Source organism: Desulfosporosinus sp. FKB, from assembly GCF_002196705.1.
In the GTDB taxonomy this organism is placed as follows: Bacteria; Bacillota; Desulfitobacteriia; order Desulfitobacteriales; family Desulfitobacteriaceae; genus Desulfosporosinus.
Map to the genome: position 1 here is coordinate 89,024 of NZ_NADJ01000026.1, position 18,800 is coordinate 107,823.

Below are 18,800 nucleotides of genomic sequence, written 5' to 3' on the forward strand. Positions count from 1 at the left end.
GCTGACCTCTCTTCCCTATCACGGCTGTCATATACAACTTGAAGCGTCAGGTTAGACGCCTAACCTCATTTATGATATTCTTAACTCGATTCCTGTAAAAATTAGTCTAGTTGCATTATGCCGCTAAAGGAGTAATTTCATGCCTCGTTTTTTAATCTCAGAACCACAAATCATGAAACTAGCTGATAATGACCGTGTCTATAAAAAGGGAGTCTCCTATTTTTTAACCAATAGGGTTCGTGATTGTAGCTATGACTCTGAGAAAGGTACTGTCAGTGCTTCTGTCATCGGCAATTTACGTTATGAAGTCCAGTTAGTCTTCGCAGAAGAGGGAGCCTTACACTCCTATTACTGTACCTGTCCTGCCTTTGCCGAATATCACGGTGCATGTAAGCACGTCATTGCAGTTCTAAAAACTATTCTGCAAAAAACAATGTCTTGGTCTAAGCCCTCGAAACAGAATCAGGCTGCGGAGAAATTCCTTCAAGCCTTTTCTCATCAGCAGCGGGACTTTCATTTAGAAGAGCTAACCTTAAATGCAGAGCTCACTATTATGACTGGCTATCACTTATCGGCTGATTTACAGCTTAAAATTGGGCTGCAGCGCCTTTATATCGTGAAAGACTTTGAGCAATTCCTTACTGCTCTTAAAACAGGCCAATCTCTGGAATTTGGCAAACAATTCACCTTTGAGCCTCAGCGTCAAACCTTTAAGGCAGAAGATCAAGGGCTGGTTTCCATGTTGATTAAGATGTATGAACAACATGCTTCACTGCTTGAAATGCAGGGAAGCTATTATAGTTCGAATTTGTTTAAACAAAGACCCCTGCCTTTATCCGGCTATTATCTGACGAAATTTTTGGATGCAATGGACAATAAAGAATTTCTTTGCCAGGTTAATAGTTCGACTCCACAAAGAATGCGTATTGTCAGAGATGGTCTGTCCTTGGAATTTTCTCTGAATTCCCAGGATCAAGACCTGGCCTTGACCCTGGAATCCGCTGATATCCCCCTGCAATTGACAGCAGACGGCAGCTATTATTTGTACCATCAAACCATTTATCAGGCGACTGCAGCTCAAAAAGACCTGCTCCCATCCCTTATAAGCAGCCTGAATGGGAATGCTGCGACGGACATTGTTATTCCGGCGGCTCAAAAAGAAACGTTTGTCTCCGAATCCTTGCCCATGATTGAAAAAATAGGAACGATCTCTATTGACCCCATCTTAGAAGACAAATTCAGTCAAGATATGTTAGAAGCCAAACTATTCTTTGATCGCTCCGAAGATATGAGCATTACGGCCCGCTTAGAATTTCATTACGGAAATGTTGCCATAAACCCTTTCACCTCAACTCGTGACATTACCACTAACTCCGCCGATGAGACCATCCTCATTCGATCCATCACACAAGAACGGACAATCCTTAGTATTTTGGAGCAGGCCGAATTTATTGTTTCCAAAGGACGCATTTACCTTGATGACGACGATAAAATCTTTGAATTCATAGCCAAAGGAATCCCCCTGCTGCAGAATCTGGCCGAGATATACTATTCCGATCAATTCAAACTCAAAATTCGTTCCGCTCCGACCTTCTTCGGTCAAGTTCGTTTAAATGAAACGTCAGACATCCTTGAAGTATCCTTTCAATACAACGATATTGATCCCAGCGAATTAACAGATTTATTTTATTCCCTGCATTTAAAGAAAAAATACCACCGCCTGCGCGATGGTTCCTTTCTTGATTTAAACCAACCTGAGTTAACCTCCGTTGCTCAGCTCTTTGATAATTTAAATCTCAATGTCAAAGATCTGGACCAAAAACTTATTAATCTTCCTAAATACCGGGCCATGTATATTGACAGTTTTCTCCGTCAGGCTAATCTCCCCGGAATGCAGCGCAACAAGGCCTTTAAACAACTCGTGCAAAGCGTTCTTGAGCCACAGGATGGAGACTATGAACTTCCCGCAGATGTGAGTCCTGTTTTGAGAGATTACCAGAAGACAGGGTTTCAATGGTTAAAGACTTTAGCTGCCTGCGGTTTAGGCGGTATTCTAGCCGATGACATGGGCCTGGGCAAGACTCTCCAGATTCTCTCTTTCATTTTATCCGAAAAAAAGACATCATCAGATCCTGCCCTGGTTATAGCCCCTACCTCACTGATTTATAACTGGCAGACAGAAGCCCAAAAGTTTACACCCTCTCTAAAAATTCTTGTCATCGATGGAACACCGCAGGAAAGACAAGCTCAAATAGAAGGTATCAGCCAGTGGGATCTTGTTGTTATCTCCTATCCTATTATTCGCCGTGAGATTGACAATTTGAAGGATGTTATGTTTTCCTATTGCTTTCTTGATGAAGCCCAGCATATCAAAAACTCACAAACCCTGAATGCTAAATCTGTTCAACAAATTCAAGCCAAAGGGTATTTTGCCTTAACAGGAACGCCTATCGAAAATTCCCTTTCTGAGCTATGGTCTCTTTTTAATTTTATCATGCCAGGCTATCTCCTCACCTACCCGGAATTTCGCAAAAAGTTCGAAGTCCCCATTGCCAAAGGAGAAGAAACGCCTCTTACCGAGTTAAGCCGCCATGTGAATCCATTCATCTTACGCCGTCTGAAAAAAGATGTTCTTAAAGAACTGCCGGATAAAATTGAAACTCAGCTTTATGCGTCTTTAACAGAAGAACAGAAAAAACTGTACCTTGCTTATTTACAAGAAGCAAAAGGTCAGATAGCTCAAGAGCTGGCTGTTGCAGGCTTTAATAAAAGTCACATTAAGATTCTCGCAGCTCTTACCAGGCTTCGGCAGATTTGCGGCCACCCAGCCATGTTCCTCAATGATTACGCCGGCGAAAGCGGAAAAATGCTTCTCTTGCAGGAAGTCATCACAGATGCCTTGGGCAGCGGCCACCGCATCCTTCTTTTTTCCCAGTTCACCACCATGCTGGATCTTATTGAGAAGTTCTTAGACTCACAGAACATTGAACATTTCTATCTTTCAGGAGCGACCAAAGCTGCCGAGCGGCTGAAAATGGCCAACGCTTTTAATGCAGGAAGCGGCCAGGTCTTTTTAATTTCATTAAAGGCCGGGGGAACTGGCCTCAATTTAATTGGTGCTGACATGGTTATTCATTACGATCCCTGGTGGAACCCCGCAGTGGAAGATCAAGCCACAGACCGAGCTCACCGAATTGGCCAAAAAAACTCTGTTCAAGTGATTCGACTTATTGCTCAAGGAACTGTTGAAGAAAAAATCAGTGCTTTGCAAGCGAAAAAAAAAGCTCTCGTAGATTCCGTGATTCAACCTGGAGAAACGTTCCTTTCCAAGTTGTCTGAGGAGGAGCTTAAAGAAATTTTTGATTTGAGTTAAATAATCAATGAACAAGGCGCATCCAATTTATTGGGTGCGCCTTGTTCATGTACTCTTCAGATACTATATTAGAGACACCTATACCAATGATGCGGGAGCTTTACCGCCTTTCCATACAATGAGTTCACTCTTGTGGGCGAAGCTCCCTTCCTTATAGGTCTATATTTATAGGTCATATTTTTCGAGGATGTGATATTCATTATCTCGTATTTAGCGTTGGACTCGCAGCATAGAATCTCCCTGAAGAAGCGATTCCACTTCTCCCAGGGTGACTAAGTTAACGTCACCTGGAATGGTATGCTTCAATACTGATGCGGCGACTGCAAAATCCAGGGATTTTTGAGGGCCATAATTGGACAATTGGCCATAAATCAAGGCACCAAAGAAGGCGTCCCCTCCCCCGATCCGATCCACAATCTCCAGCGCATACTCAGGCGCTGTATACAAGGTGCTTCCGTCAAATAACCAGGCAGAAAAAAGGTGACGATTGGCAGATTGGCTTTTACGCAGTGTATTAAGGACTTGTTTAAAACCAAAACGGTCCATTAACTGCGAGGCTAAGTCCTGATAGGTGTTGGAGGAAGTTGCCCTAATGCCAAAGATAGTCTCCGCTTCGACCGGACCTATTCCCGAGACGATATCCACCTGTTCTAAAATGGGGGCCATAACCTCTCCGGCCCGTTGTGGTGACCAGAGTTTTTGGCGGTAATTGAAATCACAGCTAACGGTAAGCCCTAATTTTTTAGCCGTTTTTACACCCTCTAAGACAGCTGCCGCACATCCTTCGCCTAAAGCCGGCGTGATTCCTGTAATATGAAACCAGTCTTTATCTTGTAAGAGAGTCTCCCAAGCAATTTCCGTTTCCCTTAATTCACTGACAGAAGAATCAGCACGATCATAAATGACTTGAGAGGCTCTCTGAGAAAATCCGGCTTCAGCAAAATAAATACCTAAGCGTTTTCCGCCCCAAAGCATTGATTCCGTATTGACACCATAGCGGCGCAGATGCTGGTTCGCCGAATGGCCTAAGGGATTGTCGGGCAGTTTACTGACAAAATAACTATCTGCTCCTAAGCAGGCCAGAGTTACACATACGTTGGCTTCACTCCCGCCGTACACTGCCTCAAACTGTTCCGCCTGCACCAAGCGTTGATAGCCTGGCGGTGACAGCCGAAGCAGTAATTCTCCAAAGGCTATGACCTTCTGATTCATAATACCACTCCTAGCGTAGACTCCTAAACTCGCTTGCGGGCTGAACTAATGGCCTCCACAAACTGTCGGGCTGTGGACGTAATCAGATCATAATTTCCCGTTTTAGCCCCTGCGGTAAGTTCACTCCCCACACCAACAGCTAAACAGCCATTTTTGATCCATTCGCCGACGTTATCCAAGCTGACTCCGCCTGTTGGAATGATTTGCACCTGGGGAAGCGGCCCTTTAACCGCCTTGACATATGCAGGCCCATAGGCATTACCCGGGAATAACTTGACTACATCTGCCCCTGACTCCATCACCGTAACCATTTCTGTGATAGTTTGAGCACCGGGCATTACAAGTTTTCGATAGCGATTTGCCAACCGAACAACCTCGGGATTAAAACTGGGACTGACAATAAACTCTGCTCCCGCCAGCAGACAGACGCGTGCTGTCTCACTGTCCAGGACTGTACCGGCTCCAAGGACAATTTCTCCCTGTCTATAGGTATTAGCTAATTCCTGAATAGCTGCCAGGGCTCCCGGAACTGTCATAGTAATCTCGATAATGTCAATCCCGCCCGCGCGGCAGGCTTCCGTGATACGGATCGCCTGTTCGGCGTTTTCTGCCCTGACTACTGCCACAATTCCTGTGTTTATGACACGCTGCAAGCTTTCTTCTTTTGTCATTGATTTGCACCTCTCAACCTCTGCGAAACTACAAAGTAACTCCGCTCTTAAATATAGCAATCTCCCTAAATCCAAGTTTCTCGGATTGAGTTTTATTGCCGTTAGCTATCGTTAAAACATGATCCCAAAACTCCAGCGCTAAATCGTCCATACTCAGGCCTTCCAAAAGCCTGCCGGCATTAAAATCCATCCAATTAGTTTTATGCTTAAACAATTCCGAATTCGTAGCAATTTTGAGAGTTGGTACGCAAGTACCTAAGGGAGTACCTCGCCCTGTTGTGAAGAGGATTAATTGGCATCCCGCAGCCGCCAAAGCCGTGGAAGCCACCATATCATTGCCCGGAGCCGAAAGAAGATTCAATCCTCTGGCGTGAACTCTCTCCGCATATTTAAGAACATCAACGACTTGTGAATTGCCGCCTTTTTGAGTGCACCCCAAGGCTTTATCTTCCAACGAACTTATGCCCCCTTGCTTATTGCCAGGGGATGGGTTTTCATAAATTGGTTGTTCATGAAAAGCATAATATGCTTTAAAATCGTTAATTAAGCTGACGGTTTTCTCAAAGACCTCTTGATTTAGAGCACGATTCATTAAGATAGTTTCTGCTCCAAACATTTCCGGAACCTCGGTAAGAATCGTCGAACCGCCTTGAGCTATAAGGTGATCAGAAAAACGCCCTACCAAAGGATTGGCGGTGATCCCGGAAAAGCCATCAGAACCGCCGCATTTCAATCCCACAGTCAGCTCCGCAACAGAGCATCCTTCCCGTTTAAAGGATCGAACGTAATCCGCAAGTTGGAGTACTAATTGGACACCGGTCTCAATTTCGTCCTCTACCTCTTGAGCCACCATAAATTTAACACGTTCCGGGTCATAGTCTCCTAAACGCTTCTTTATTTCAGCAATATTGCTGTTCTCACAGCCCAAGCCCAAAACCAGAACGCCTCCGGCATTGGGGTGATGGATTAAATCGGCCAGAATCTGCTGGGTCAAGAGTTGATCTTCACCCATTTGAGAACATCCATAAGGATGCTTAAACTCGAAGACCCCATCTATAGTCTCGCGTTGTTTCAGAGTTTCCCCAGCAGTTTTAGCAATAAGTTCGGCAATTCTATTGACACAGCTGACCGTGGGAATTACCCATATCTCATTGCGTATCCCCACCTTGCCGTCGGTCCGGCGAAAACCCTGGAACGTTGCCGCCGGAGCAGGATTCACGCTATCAGTTTTTCTGGGGGAATAGTGATAAGTGAGAACTTCGCCAAGGTTTGTTTTCAAATTATGAGTATGGACCCATTGCCCTTGGGGAATATCTTCAGCAGCTTTTCCAATGGGAAAGCCATATTTAACGATATTCTCACCAGCGTGAATTTCCTGAAGTGCCACCTTATGTCCGCCGGGAATATCCCTCAGAGGACAAACCTCACCTTCATTATATGAAACGATCTCTCCTGCTCGAAGGTTTTTTAAGGCAACGGCGACGTTATCTCGAGCGTTTAGTTTTAAGAGATCCATGGTTTTAACTCCTATCAATTTATTTATTGAGAAAGGACCGTTCAATTGCCTTTTTAACACCATCCTGGAGAATGGCATACAAATCGGCTCCGACTTTTTCTGCTAAGCCGGTGATCTCATTAAGATCTTGTCCCCAAACCTTTGTTTCTGCAAATATCCTGCGTACGAGATGCAAGACGGATTCTAAACTTTGATCACATTCTGACCAGGCAGCCTGCATCATTTGTAATGTTGCGAGATCATCTTTCATATCAACGTCTTTATCGCCAATACGACATTTCATGACGGTGCCTTCAACAGTTCCGCGATAAACTGCGAAAAGAGCTGCCATGGAGAAACAGAGTTTATAGGGCAGCAAGCCGGTCTTTTTGGTATAGTTCAAGAGTGAAGGCAAGACACGGGTTTTAAATTTGGAGGTCGAATTTAACAGGATGCTCAATAGATAATGTTTAATATAGGGATTCTCAAATCTTTCCAAGACGGACTGAGCATACTCCGTCAACATTGACTCGTCAAGGTCCACTGAGGGAATGATTTCCTCGAAAATAACTTCTCGAGTATAGCGTCCTAACACATCATGCTCGACCATTTCGCCCACCGTTTCCAAGCCATAGAGAAACGCTACCGGAACACTAGAGGTATGAGCACCGTTTAGAATACGAACTTTGCGTGTGCGGTAGGGTGTCATATCCCCTGTCCAAATCACATTCAGACCTGCTTCTACGAATGGAAGTTTTTCTTGAACTCCTTCGGCTCCTTCAATGACCCAGAGATGAAAGAGTTCTCCCGTATCCATCAATTGATCCTTATAGCCTAATTGATTAGTGAGCTCAGCAATTTCATCTTTGGGATAACCAGGGACCACTCGATCCACCAGTGTATTAAAGAAGCGGTTATGTTCCTCAAGCCAGGTTTTAAAGGCTTCAGGCCAACCCCATTCAGCTGCCAGGCGAAGAATAATACCTTTAAGCTGATCTCCATTACGATCAATCAATTCACAAGGAAGGATGGTCATCCCTTTTTGAGGATCGCCGGCAAAATGCTGGTAGCGGTGATAAAGATAAACAGCGAGCTTTCCGGGGAAGGACGCTGGAGGAGTATCCTCCGGACGGTCACTGGGGTTATAGACAATGCCGGCTTCCGTTGTATTAGAAACGACATATTCGATCTCAGGGTTTTCCGCACATTTTAAAAATTCCTGCCACTCTGTATACATATCTATTCCCCGGCTGATGGAACGGATAATTTGCTCTCGGCTTACCGCTTCCCCCTGACTCATTCCTCTTAGGATTAGAGTATAGAGACCGTCTTGAGCGTTTAATTGAGGAATTAATCCCGCCGGCAGAGGAGAAACAACCACTACCCGACCGTTAAAAAGGCCTTTTTGATTCATTTCGTGAACCATCCAATCCACAAAGGCCCGCAAAAAATTACCTTCACCAAATTGGATAATCTTCTCCGGAAGTTGTTTAGAATCCTTACCAATATCTAATCCTTCAGGAAAATGGAAATTCCCTTCTAACAGTGATCTATTTAATTGCAACATCAATGACTCCCCCTTAAAGAATTCGCATGACGGTATTAAAGAGTTTCCAGCTTCCGCAGTTCCTTAAAGTTCGGATCATCGTTGGGAAGCATTTTTCGACCCATGTTTCCGGCCAAGAACCACAGATAATACACTTTAATTGAAGGCGGAGCAACAACAGGATGATATCCTTTAGGAATAAAAACACTGTCAGTATCTCGGATCAGATAAGCCTCATTTAATTCCCGATCTTCAGTATAGAGCACTTGAATCCCGAAGCCGCTGTCAGGACTCACCCTGTAATGGTAAATTTCCACAAGTTCAGTTTCCATACCGGGAACATAGGTATCGTGCTTATGAGAGGGGAAACTTGACCAGTTGCCGGGCGCACTATACGTTTCTCCTACGACGATCCGGCCGACTTTTCCTTCGCCATTGTCTACGATAATATCATGAACCTCCCGCTGCCAATTGGTCTCTCCTCCACGTTGGTTAACCACAACCTCTTCCGGTTTTACAACAAAGGAAGGATACTTTTCCTCCACTTGAACAAAACAGAGCGCCGCTTCAAAGTTCTCGCTTTTGGCCTTTACCTGATACTTACTGTCTCGAGGAATGTAAACTGTTGCTGCTCTGCCCGAAAAAACGTCTTTCCGTTCTCCTAAATCTTTATACTCTTGCTCGTCAACGCGTACAGTCGCTTTTCCGCTTAGAATTACTAAAGCAATCTCAAATCGTCCTGATTCCCCGGTATACTCTTCCTGATCGTTCAGTTTGAGCAATCCGAAGGACATTAATCCCTCATTGGCAGGAATTACTTCCCGATAGCCGGTATAAGCTTGTCCCTTGTAATGTAAATCCATAATTATCTCTCCTTTAAAAACAGCAATTTAAAATTTTAGTATTAGAGTGGTTCCCATACCTTGCTTCAATGGGGTAGAGTTCTAAGTCCCAAGAGCAACAGGAAAACAGTCTCTAAATCCAGCTCATCCGTTATTCAGGAAGTTGAAACGTACCTTCACCGAAAACTATGGTTTTGCCTTCTGCCTGACTTTTATAGGCCAGTTCGATTAAGCGAATCGTAATCCACGCTTGTTCAGGTTTAACCTGTAAATTGCTTTTCCCGGTGATTGCTTCATAGACATTTCTGTAATATGCGCGGTAATCCCCAAGCTTAGTTTCCAACTTTCCAACAAAGTGGGTGCCGGAAATTTCCGTATTGAGTTTTCCCCATAAAGATTCGGGTTCCGCACCCCAATTACTATCTTCTCCCGGCCTTCGCCCGCCGCGCAGGGCAGCTTCCTGGGGATCTATTCCATATTTTAAGAATGACCCTTTGGTACCATGCAAGAGAAAATGAGGTCCCGGTTCTCGGACCAACATACTGGCTTTTAAGGTAACCTTTAAGGAGTTTTGGTAACCTAATTGAATCTCAAAATAATCTTCAATTTCCGTCCCTTCCCTATGCGAACGAATATCCGCTGTTACACTGAGAGGGATTCCAAATAACATCTGAGCTTGATCCAGCAGATGAGACCCTAAATCATAGACAATGCCGGAGCCGGGAAGAGGCTTTTCTTTCCAGGTATTGGGGCGCAGAGTTTCTAAATACTTATCGAAATGTGCCTCATATTCTGTCAATCGTCCCAGTATTCCCTGTTCAATTACTTGTCGAACGGTGAGAAAATCCCCGTCCCAGCGCCGGTTTTGGTAGACACTTAAAATCCGTTTCTTGCTGCGGGCAAGTCGTATTAATGCTGCAGCTTCCTGAGATGTCACGGAAAAAGGTTTTTCAACCACTACGTGCTTTCCCTGTTCAAGAGCTTGTCTCACATAATTAAAATGTGTCTCATTGGGTGTAGCCACAACGATTAAATCAATACTGTCATCTGTGAAAACATCCTCTACATCGTGAACCACTTCAACCCACGGATAATCTTCCTTCGATTTTGAGGTCTTTCGTTCAACAACAGTTTTAAGCCGAAGCCCGGGAACTGCCGTAATAATTGGGGCATGAAAGGCTTGACCGGCCATACCAAAGCCAATTAAACCCACGTTAAGAATTCTATCCATAGTTCACCAACTCATCTTTCTAAAATCAGAGGCACCTCAAAGGTCTCCCCTGCAATCTGAACAATCTGCGTCGGAAATTTCCCAGTGGCTGTAAGATTACGCAGCCCCTCCGACCTCACTAAAATAGTGTCTTCCGCCTTAGCACCCTGAATCGTCGGATTCCAGGCTAAGGCTTGCCCAACGACAATCTGTTCTTTTGAATCCGGGAGAGCTTTAATTTCTCTTGATTGATAACCTGCTAAACCACCTTGATGGTGACATTTCCATTCCTCAGGATAACCGCTATTAGCATATTCCTCCTGGCCCGCCCGGAAAGCCTCTCCAAGGGATATTCCCGGCTGAGACTTCGCCCAATAGGCGGCAATCACCCTATTAACTGCCTTCTGCTTTTGGCTAAGCTCAGAAGGTATAGCTCCAAAATACACCCCTCGAGAAACAGAGGCTACCAATCCCCACCGCCTGGCACCCAGGACAAGCAGACCGTATTTATTGACGGGTTTAAACGTCGGCAGAGGATGGCGCCGGGAAAGGACACGTTCATCGGCTCCGACTAAACAAACGATGGGCTCCATTCCCCGCTCAAAACAAGCTTTGGCCATCCTGCCGGCAACCTCCAGCTCTGTTTCCCCGGGGTTAAATTCTCTGGCCACAGATTCCACTGTCTCCGCCGCCATTTGACCCAAGGCTGCATACCTTTCTTGTTCTGCCTCAGTTAAAGTTTGCCGCAGTTTAGATAAGGGAGAAGCAAGATCTCCTTCTTCAGCTGTCTTCAATCCTTTAAAGCGCTCTGCCAAGCCATCTGCTTTTTGCTTGTCATCGTGCCAGGGAAAAATGATAGTCTTATCACAGATCTCAGCGGCCCCTTCTTCCTCCCAAAGCCTCTGAACTTCGATATTATTGACAATCAGTTCAACAGTTTCCCGCCCAATCCAAAGTTGAGCAAGTCCGTCAACTGAGGCAGAATTAACGAAATACCTTCCCCCGGTTAACCAGCTGAGATTAACCTGAGAAGAAACAAGAAGACCGTCATAGCCTTCTTGAGTTATAAGCGTTCGAATCTGGTTAACCTTCTCCTGGATTTCTTCTCTTGTTACAACCAGTCCCTTATAAGTGTAACTATTTGACATACTTATACTACCACCGTTCAATTTCAATCCACGATTTTTATAGTCTTAATGAGTCAGGAAATGAGGCAAGGTCATAGATACTGCCGGCACATAAGTGAGTAACAGAAGCATTACGATCATAACGCTGAGAAAGGGCAGCATGGCTTTAAAGGCCTTCTCTAAGCTTAGTTCCCCAATGGTGCAGCCTACAAAAATAGCGCTTCCTACCGGAGGAGTCAGTAATCCGATCCCCAAATTCAGCATAAGCATTACGCCAAATTGAATAGGATCCATGCCATATTGCGTAGCAACTGGAAGCAAGATCGGAGTGGCAATCAAAATCAACGGCGCCATATCCATAATCATACCCAGCACCAGCAAGATGACATTCAGTAAAAGAAGAACAACATATTTGTTACTTGAGATCGAAGTAATAAAGGTCATAACCATGTCCGGTATACGGAGATAAGAAAGAAACCAGGCAAAAGCTGATGATGCAGCAATTAAAAAGAGGACAACAGCTAATTTACGGAACGTTTCGATTAAAATGTGATTAATGTTTTTAAACGTGACTTCACGAAAAACAACAATTACAAGAATTAAAGAATAGACGACGGCAATGGCAGCAGACTCATTGGCCGTAAAGACTCCCAGCAAAACACCTGCGACGATGATTAAGGCTGTTGTCAGGCTCAAAATTCCTTCGATAATAACGCGCATCATTTCATTACGCGGAATACTCTCCCCTTTGGGATAGCGTCGCCGAACAGCAATAATATAACTGGTTACCATAAGAGCAAGGCCTAAAACAATTCCCGGAACTAAACCCGCTGCAAACAATCCAGCAATGGAAACCCCGCCGGCTGCCAGAGAATAAAGAATAATATTGTGACTTGGGGGCAGCAAAACCCCTTGAATTGCGCCAGTACATGTAACACTGACGGCATAATCGTTGTCGTAGCCACGCAATCTCATCATGGGGATCATAATACTGCCGATCGAAGAGGCATCAGCTACAGCAGAACCTGTAATCCCCCCGAAAAACATGGTCGAAAGAACGTTAACAATAGCCAACCCGCCCCGGAAACGACCCACTAAAAGATTAGAAAGTTTGATTAGGCGTCGTGAAATCCCGCCTTCGCCCATGATTTCTCCGGCAAAAATGAACAAGGGAATTGCCATCATGGAGAAGGAATTTAATCCATTCAGCATCCTCTGTCCAATAACCTCAAGAGGAACATGGAGGTAGATTCCTGTAAGAACTGAAGAAACAGCTAATGCCAAAGCTACCGGAACCCGCATTAAGAATAGCAGGAAAAATGAGCCGAGCAAAATCGCAATTCCTAAGGTCATGATCCTTCCTCCTCACCAATAAGCAACCAATATAATCCGTAAATTACAATTAAGATTCCGGTAACAGGGACAATCAGGTACTGTAAACCATTCGGCCAACCGGTTGCCGGCAAAATAGAGCTCCAAGTCAGAGTCGTAAATTTGTAACCTTCATAAAATAAGAAAACCCCAAACAAAATAATGATAATATCGTTTAGTAAATCGAGAACTTTGCGAACAGGCTGAGGTAATTTGTCAAACAAAAGCGTGACACTTAAATGACTTTTGCGGCCAAAACCAGTGGCAATACTTAAGAAACCATAAGCAGTCATAAACAGAAGAGCCACTTCTTCGCTCCAGGCAGGTGTTTTGTGCAAGACATAACGCCCAAAGACCTGGTAAATTACGATACCGACCATTATGGCCATCATATAAGCGCCGAAGACTTCTACAACGTTTTCCAGGCCATGGATTACCTTCCTGACAGAGTGCTTGAACCCATAGCGTTGTTCTTCAGATTCCAGTCGACTCAATCCAGCCACCTTCTTTCATATCGACGATGTTTCTATGGGAATTATTTTTTTGGAAAATATCAATAGTTATTGTAAAATATAACATTTTGCCAAATGAAGAAACCTTGTTCTGTCACCCGAGGGCACAGTTTCTGCACTTATTATGCGCGAGCCCAAGCTCCGTCTCCTTATTGCGCTGATGCGTAAAAAATACTCACCGTGCCGTTATAACGGCAGTACAAACGATTTAGATAAACCAGGGTGACCGGTTGACTGCCAGTCACCCTGCAGATGTCACCTATTATTATTTTGTAGCACGAATCTGATCAATGATAGAGGTATAATCTTTGCCATATTTATCATAGAGAGGTTGAGCAGCCTTTTGCCATTCGGTGATATCAACTTTAGTTACAACGTTCCCATTGTCCTTAGCTGCTTGAATTGCCTTGTTCTCTAAATCAGTCCAAGCTTTACGCTGAACAGCCTGAGAATCTTTTGCTGCTTGAAGAACAATCTTTTGATCATCAGCAGACAACTTATTCCAAGTCGATTGGCTTGCTAAGAGAATTTCCGGTGTACGGGAGTGCTCATCAAGCGTGAGGTACTTAGCGACTTTATAATGGTTGGTTGAATAATAGCTGGGCCAGTTGTTTTCCGCACCATCAATGACGCCTGTCTGCAAAGCGCTGTAAACTTCACCATAAGCCATCGGGGTCGGGGAACCGCCAAGAGTCTTAACGAGATCAATAAACATGTCTGATTGTTGAACCCGAATCTTAAGTCCGGCTAAATCTTGTGGATGAACGACAGGTTTTTTAGAATTGTAAAAATTTCTGGCTCCTGAATCGTAATAGGTCAGACCGATCATTTTTGAATCTTTGAGCCCCGCCAGCATTTGATCACCAATAGGTCCGTTGAGGACTTTCCACATTTGATCACTGCTGGAGAACAGGTAAGGTAAGTTAAAAACGTTTAGCTGTTTGTCGAAAGATGCCAATGGGGAAGCATTAATCCGGCCAAAATCGATGGCACCTAATTGCAGTTGTTCAATTGCGGTTTTTTCGTCACCTAATTGCGCATTAGGATATACAGAAATCGTTATCCGTCCATTTGTCCGTTCCTTTACCAATTTGGCAAACTCGTTATCCCCTACAACTGTTGGATAATCTGCAGGTTGAATATCTGCTAAACGCAAGGTCATTTTTTGACCGGAAGTACTTCCGCTTTGACTCGGCGTCGTATTTTGGGAAGTACCGCAGGCTGTTAAGCCCAAAACAAGGGTTGCACTTAGGGCAGCAAGAGCAATTCTTTTCAATTTCATTTAACTATTTCCTCCTCCAATTGCTTAAAGATTCTGTTTTTAAAAAGCGCCAAAAGATATTTTTATTTTTACGAATCACACCCTTTCGTTATTCATATTGCCACATTGATTGATTGCTAATAAAATAGTGCATTTTTATTAGCAACATATTAAATAAGGAACATCTATTTTCAAATAACAGTCATGGAATAAATGTTCTCCGTTCTGTCATTTGAAAAAAGCTTTTTAATGCCCACCAAGCAGGCGCCGTAGAATGCTGCTTGGCGGCCGATGAGAGAGATTTCTACTCTTGTATTCTTGGAAATCTCAGGAAAGGCATGGGCATGCATACTTTCGATGAGTGGTTCCATGAGAACTGACCCTGCTCCGGCCAGAATGCCCCCAAGGACTACCATTTCCGGATTATAAAAATTAATGAGGTTGGCGACACCCGTTCCCATATACCAACCGGCTTGTTTGATGAGTTCCCAGGCATAGGAATTGACATCTGAAGCACAGGTTATAATATCTTCAATGGTAACCTGCCCTTTGCTTTCCCAGATTTGCTTTAACGAATCTGAGATCGAACATAAAGGCAGTTCATTATTCGCTTTACGAACCAATGCCGGAACAGCGTAGAGACTTTCCAGGCACCCTTTGTTGCCACAGTTACAGAGAGGACCGTTTTCAACGATAACAACATGTCCCATCTCTCCGGCATAACCTCTTGAGCCATAAAGAATTCGGTCGTCCATAATAACTCCGGCACTTAAGCCTTCACCTAAATTGACATAGGCCAAATCTTTAACATGCTTGCCTTGCCCCAAAGTGTATTCCGCCAAGGCAGCGGCGTTAGAATTGTGTTCTATAAAAAAGGGCACAGATATAACGTCTTGCAGCCAATCTCGAATAGGAGCATTGCGCCAACCCTCTCCAAGATTTGGAGAGTGCTTAATAGAATTGTTTTTACGGTCATATAAACCCGGGAGTGCAAAGCCAGCCCCCATGATTTTTTTCGCAGGGATCTCCGTTTCATTAATGAGCCTATCGATACAATTTTTAAGGGCAAGAAGTCCCTCTTGAGGATTTGACATATTAATTGAAGCTTCAATGATTTTGATTGGTTTAGCTTGTAGGTCGACAATTCCCAGAGTTGTTCTATTTCTGGTAATCTCCACTCCAATAACATATCCCGCTTCAGGATTGAATTTGAGTTTAATTGGGCGCCGACCCCCGCTGGACTCTCCGGGTCCAAGTTCGATAACATTTCCCATTTGGACAAGTTCTCTGACAATACCCGTGATTGCTGCCGGGGTAAGTCCAGTTAGCTTGGCCAACTCTTGCCGAGACATTTCTTGATTTTCCCGGATTAAATTTAAAACCTTAAGACGATTCAGGGTTTTTAGATAGTCAAGATTGGCTACGTCTTTCATGGCTCCCCCGTCCTTATTTAACAGTGTTTATCATTATAAGTGAATTTATGTCATTTTAGTGTGAATTATACCCTATATTAGCGAAAGAGTCCACAAACTTAATTAACTCTGTTAACTATGTAATTATTCGACATTGCTCCAAAAAATCCTTTTTTAAAAAGTTTCGATTAAGTAAATATTTTTAAGAATTCTCTGGTATCTTCTGCCTTTTTTAAAACCTCACCCAATGTTCATCAAGTACTTGCCAATCAGTAAACACTGCTCACGAAATGTATACAATGTTTTTTGCGAAAGTATCTAGACTTCGCAACAATTACTCCGTATAATAACCGTAATGAGCAAAGGCGCTCTCGAATGACTTTCGAGAGCGCCTTTTATTTATTTCAAGCAAAGACGCTTGGGCAATGATGTCCGAGCGTCTCTTCTATTTTAAGGAGGTGATTCCATGAAAATACTCAAGGTCCTGATTGGTGCAGACATTTTTATTATACTTTCCGGTTTAGCCTGGCTGTTGATAATTCCAAACTTCTATTTAAGCGCTTTTAACCGGCCATTGCCGTCAACGTTTCTAGGAATGTTGGTGCTATTATTCGGTATCTACAAAGGTTTTCATTTGCGCAGGACCTATTTGAGACTCAGAAGTCAACCCTAACAGCTTGATAAATTCATCGTTAGCTATTATTCCTTTTTAATATGTGGAAATTGAACCACCGTAAAACGTCTATTATTAATGAAAGGGGCAGGGAAAAATGAAAAGATCTAAATTGATCAAAATCACGTTGTTAACCGTATTTTTAATTCTCATGATTGCTACAGTAGCCTTGGCAGCCGGTGATCCCTCGGGAGCAAACACCGGAGGAATCGCCGATATCGCCGCGGCCAAAGCTGGAGACCCAACATTATCGGAAGTTGCCGCTCAAGTTGGTAAGAACAAAATTGGGATCAATTTTGTTTGGACCTTACTTACGGGTTTTATGGTTTTCTTCATGCAAGCAGGGTTTGCCTTAGTTGAAGCCGGTTTTACCCGTGCAAAAAATGCCGCTCATACCATGGCTATGAACTTAATGGTCTTCTTGGTGGGAGCTATCGGTTATTATCTGGTAGGATTCGGTTTGATGTTTGGCGGTGTCGGTGCAGTGGGCGCCTTAGGCGGAACACCGCCCCTCACCGGCGAATTTGCTGTTAATGGTTGGGGCTTGTTCGGTCATACAGGTTTTTTCCTAACTTCAGGAGGAACTTATGACGTGGGAGTATTTATTCTCTTCCTGTTCCAAATGGTATTTATGGATACCGCAGTGACTATACCAACAGGAGCACAGGCAGAGCGAATCAAGTTCTCCGCAGTTGTCATTGGCAGCTTCTTTATTTCAATGATTCTTTACCCGATTTATGGAAACTGGGTTTGGGGCGGCGGCTGGCTTTCTCAAATCGGTTCACACTGGGGCTTGGGACACGGTGCTGTAGACTTTGCTGGTTCCGGAGTAGTACACAGCATCGGTGGAGGCTGTGCCTTGGCAGCGGCCTTAGTATTGGGGCCTCGTATTGGAAAGTATGTTAACGGAAAAGTCAACGTTATTCCCGGCCACGATATACCGATGGCGATTCTAGGCACCATTATCTTGTTCTTCGGATGGTTCGGCTTTAATCCCGGCAGTACTTTAGCCGGAACGGACTTACGCATTTCCGTGGTCGCTGTTAATACCATGTTAGCCGGTGCCGTGGGCGGCTTTGTAGCCATGATGATTATGTGGATTAAGTATAAAAAGCCAGACCCTTCTATGATGTGTAACGGTACTTTAGCAGGCTTAGTGGCGATTACTGCTCCTTCTGCCTTCGTCTCAGTCAATTCCGCTGTTCTTATTGGAGCAATAGCCGGGGCCCTTGTAGTAGCCAGCGTACTCTTTATCGATCGCAAACTGAAAATTGATGACCCTGTGGGAGCTATCTCCGTTCATATGGTTAATGGCATCTGGGGCGTCATCAGTGTCGGGATCTTTGCCGACGGCACCTACGGAGATGGCCTCAACGGAGTTGCCGGAGGAGTAACCGGCCTGCTTTATGGAAATGTCGGGCAGTTTGGCGCCCAATTGATCGATGCTGCAGTAGTTCTGGTTTGGAGTATTGGCTTGTCTTATATCTTCTTTAAGATTCTCAATGCTACTCTTGGTATGCGTGTAAAACCGGAGGATGAATTAGCCGGATTGGATATTCCGGAAATGGGCATGTTAGCTTATCCAGAATTCGTCATGCAGTCTTCCACCGGTGAATAAGTTCAGGCAGTTCAGGTAGAATTAATTGGCAACACCCGTGAACACGAAAGGAGAATTTTCTATGAAAAAAATTGAAGCCATAATCCGGCCGGGTAAACTGGACGAGATCAAGGACGCCCTGGCGGCTGCCGGAATCTTAGGCATTACGGTGACACATGTCCTCGGTTTTGGCAGGCAAAAAGGCTATACTCAAATTTACCGTGGTCAAGAAGTTGTTTCACATTTGCTTTCGAAGATTAAAATAGAAATCGTCACTGTTGATGAAAAGTTAGATGAAGTTATCGATATTATCGTTAAAACTGCACGTACCGGTCAGGTTGGCGATGGCAAACTATTTATTCATAATGTGGAGGAAGTTATTCGTATTCGCACCGGCGATAAAGGTGAGAAAGCTATTTAACGATGGTAAAGGTTAGAGAAGGCTGATTATTTACGAATAAATAATCAGCCGCCTTTATTTTAGCTTCTTGCCAACCT

15 protein-coding genes are annotated in these 18,800 nt (G+C 44.1%); 4 read left to right on the forward strand and 11 right to left on the reverse strand.

The features are described 5' to 3' along the window. Nucleotides 1-139: 139 nt before the first annotated feature. Complete coding sequence (locus B5Y67_RS07990) at nucleotides 140-3,373, forward strand: DEAD/DEAH box helicase (protein WP_088225924.1); 3,234 nt, start codon at nucleotides 140-142, stop codon at nucleotides 3,371-3,373. Nucleotides 3,374-3,583: 210 nt separating this feature from the next. Here the strand turns inward: B5Y67_RS07990 and B5Y67_RS07995 are convergent, their stop codons facing one another. The 11 genes from B5Y67_RS07995 to B5Y67_RS08045 all read right to left on the reverse strand — a co-directional run bounded on the left by B5Y67_RS07995 (nucleotide 3,584) and on the right by B5Y67_RS08045 (nucleotide 16,053). After that, entirely contained in the window at nucleotides 3,584-4,585 is a 1,002-nt protein-coding gene (locus B5Y67_RS07995; RefSeq protein ID WP_088225925.1) for a sugar kinase, read from the reverse strand. Between the two features lie 23 nt (nucleotides 4,586-4,608). Further along, entirely contained in the window at nucleotides 4,609-5,256 is a 648-nt protein-coding gene (locus B5Y67_RS08000; protein ID WP_088225926.1) for a bifunctional 2-keto-4-hydroxyglutarate aldolase/2-keto-3-deoxy-6-phosphogluconate aldolase, read from the reverse strand. 28 nt (nucleotides 5,257-5,284) lie between these two features. Continuing rightward, nucleotides 5,285-6,772 carry an altronate dehydratase family protein gene (locus tag B5Y67_RS08005; RefSeq protein WP_088225927.1) on the reverse strand — a complete coding sequence of 496 codons (1,488 nt, stop codon included), beginning with the start codon at nucleotides 6,770-6,772 and terminating at the stop codon, nucleotides 5,285-5,287. A 19-nt stretch (nucleotides 6,773-6,791) separates the two neighbouring features. Then, on the reverse strand, nucleotides 6,792-8,318 hold the full coding sequence (locus tag B5Y67_RS08010) for a tagaturonate reductase (RefSeq protein ID WP_088225928.1): 1,527 nt from the start codon (nucleotides 8,316-8,318) through the stop codon (nucleotides 6,792-6,794). Nucleotides 8,319-8,353: 35 nt separating this feature from the next. Further along, complete coding sequence (iolB, locus tag B5Y67_RS08015) at nucleotides 8,354-9,160, reverse strand: 5-deoxy-glucuronate isomerase (RefSeq protein WP_088225929.1); 807 nt, start codon at nucleotides 9,158-9,160, stop codon at nucleotides 8,354-8,356. Nucleotides 9,161-9,290: 130 nt separating this feature from the next. Continuing rightward, a complete protein-coding gene (locus B5Y67_RS08020; protein ID WP_088225930.1) occupies nucleotides 9,291-10,370 on the reverse strand; it encodes an oxidoreductase in 1,080 nt (359 codons plus the stop codon). 11 nt (nucleotides 10,371-10,381) lie between these two features. Then, the gene (locus B5Y67_RS08025; protein WP_088225931.1) at nucleotides 10,382-11,497 is read right to left on the reverse strand and encodes a M24 family metallopeptidase; all 1,116 of its coding nucleotides are present in this window, start codon (nucleotides 11,495-11,497) and stop codon (nucleotides 10,382-10,384) included. A 45-nt stretch (nucleotides 11,498-11,542) separates the two neighbouring features. Continuing rightward, on the reverse strand, nucleotides 11,543-12,829 hold the full coding sequence (locus tag B5Y67_RS08030) for a TRAP transporter large permease (protein ID WP_088225932.1): 1,287 nt from the start codon (nucleotides 12,827-12,829) through the stop codon (nucleotides 11,543-11,545). Further along, entirely contained in the window at nucleotides 12,826-13,341 is a 516-nt protein-coding gene (locus B5Y67_RS08035) for a TRAP transporter small permease (RefSeq protein WP_088225933.1), read from the reverse strand. Before B5Y67_RS08035 ends, B5Y67_RS08030 begins: the two co-directional genes overlap by 4 nt. A 283-nt stretch (nucleotides 13,342-13,624) precedes the next feature. Further along, nucleotides 13,625-14,641, reverse strand: coding sequence for a TRAP transporter substrate-binding protein (locus B5Y67_RS08040; protein WP_088225934.1), 1,017 nt, complete (start codon nucleotides 14,639-14,641; stop codon nucleotides 13,625-13,627). A gap of 170 nt (nucleotides 14,642-14,811) precedes the next feature. Further along, a complete protein-coding gene (locus B5Y67_RS08045; RefSeq protein WP_088225935.1) occupies nucleotides 14,812-16,053 on the reverse strand; it encodes an ROK family transcriptional regulator in 1,242 nt (413 codons plus the stop codon). Between the two features lie 445 nt (nucleotides 16,054-16,498). Here B5Y67_RS08045 and B5Y67_RS08050 point away from each other — a divergent pair, with 445 nt between their 5' ends. The 3 genes from B5Y67_RS08050 to B5Y67_RS08060 all read left to right on the forward strand — a co-directional run bounded on the left by B5Y67_RS08050 (nucleotide 16,499) and on the right by B5Y67_RS08060 (nucleotide 18,723). After that, nucleotides 16,499-16,705 (forward strand): hypothetical protein, encoded by a 207-nt coding sequence (locus B5Y67_RS08050; RefSeq protein WP_088225936.1) that lies wholly within the window; start codon nucleotides 16,499-16,501, stop codon nucleotides 16,703-16,705. Nucleotides 16,706-16,802: 97 nt separating this feature from the next. Next, complete coding sequence (locus tag B5Y67_RS08055; protein ID WP_088225937.1) at nucleotides 16,803-18,323, forward strand: ammonium transporter; 1,521 nt, start codon at nucleotides 16,803-16,805, stop codon at nucleotides 18,321-18,323. 61 nt (nucleotides 18,324-18,384) lie between these two features. Further along, nucleotides 18,385-18,723 (forward strand): P-II family nitrogen regulator, encoded by a 339-nt coding sequence (locus B5Y67_RS08060; RefSeq protein ID WP_088225938.1) that lies wholly within the window; start codon nucleotides 18,385-18,387, stop codon nucleotides 18,721-18,723. The last annotated feature ends 77 nt before the right edge of the window (nucleotides 18,724-18,800 follow it).

Coding starts and splice junctions, on each gene's coding strand:
- B5Y67_RS08050 (WP_088225936.1), top strand. CDS start 16,499: ATGAAAATACTCAAGGTCCTGATTGGTGCAGACATTTTTATTATACTT.
- B5Y67_RS08045 (WP_088225935.1), bottom strand. CDS start 16,053: ATGAAAGACGTAGCCAATCTTGACTATCTAAAAACCCTGAATCGTCTT.
- B5Y67_RS08020 (WP_088225930.1), bottom strand. CDS start 10,370: ATGGATAGAATTCTTAACGTGGGTTTAATTGGCTTTGGTATGGCCGGT.
- B5Y67_RS08060 (WP_088225938.1), top strand. CDS start 18,385: ATGAAAAAAATTGAAGCCATAATCCGGCCGGGTAAACTGGACGAGATC.
- B5Y67_RS07990 (WP_088225924.1), top strand. CDS start 140: ATGCCTCGTTTTTTAATCTCAGAACCACAAATCATGAAACTAGCTGAT.
- B5Y67_RS08005 (WP_088225927.1), bottom strand. CDS start 6,772: ATGGATCTCTTAAAACTAAACGCTCGAGATAACGTCGCCGTTGCCTTA.
- B5Y67_RS08040 (WP_088225934.1), bottom strand. CDS start 14,641: ATGAAATTGAAAAGAATTGCTCTTGCTGCCCTAAGTGCAACCCTTGTT.
- iolB (WP_088225929.1), bottom strand. CDS start 9,160: ATGGATTTACATTACAAGGGACAAGCTTATACCGGCTATCGGGAAGTA.
- B5Y67_RS08000 (WP_088225926.1), bottom strand. CDS start 5,256: ATGACAAAAGAAGAAAGCTTGCAGCGTGTCATAAACACAGGAATTGTG.
- B5Y67_RS08025 (WP_088225931.1), bottom strand. CDS start 11,497: ATGTCAAATAGTTACACTTATAAGGGACTGGTTGTAACAAGAGAAGAA.
- B5Y67_RS07995 (WP_088225925.1), bottom strand. CDS start 4,585: ATGAATCAGAAGGTCATAGCCTTTGGAGAATTACTGCTTCGGCTGTCA.
- B5Y67_RS08030 (WP_088225932.1), bottom strand. CDS start 12,829: ATGACCTTAGGAATTGCGATTTTGCTCGGCTCATTTTTCCTGCTATTC.
- B5Y67_RS08055 (WP_088225937.1), top strand. CDS start 16,803: ATGAAAAGATCTAAATTGATCAAAATCACGTTGTTAACCGTATTTTTA.
- B5Y67_RS08010 (WP_088225928.1), bottom strand. CDS start 8,318: ATGTTGCAATTAAATAGATCACTGTTAGAAGGGAATTTCCATTTTCCT.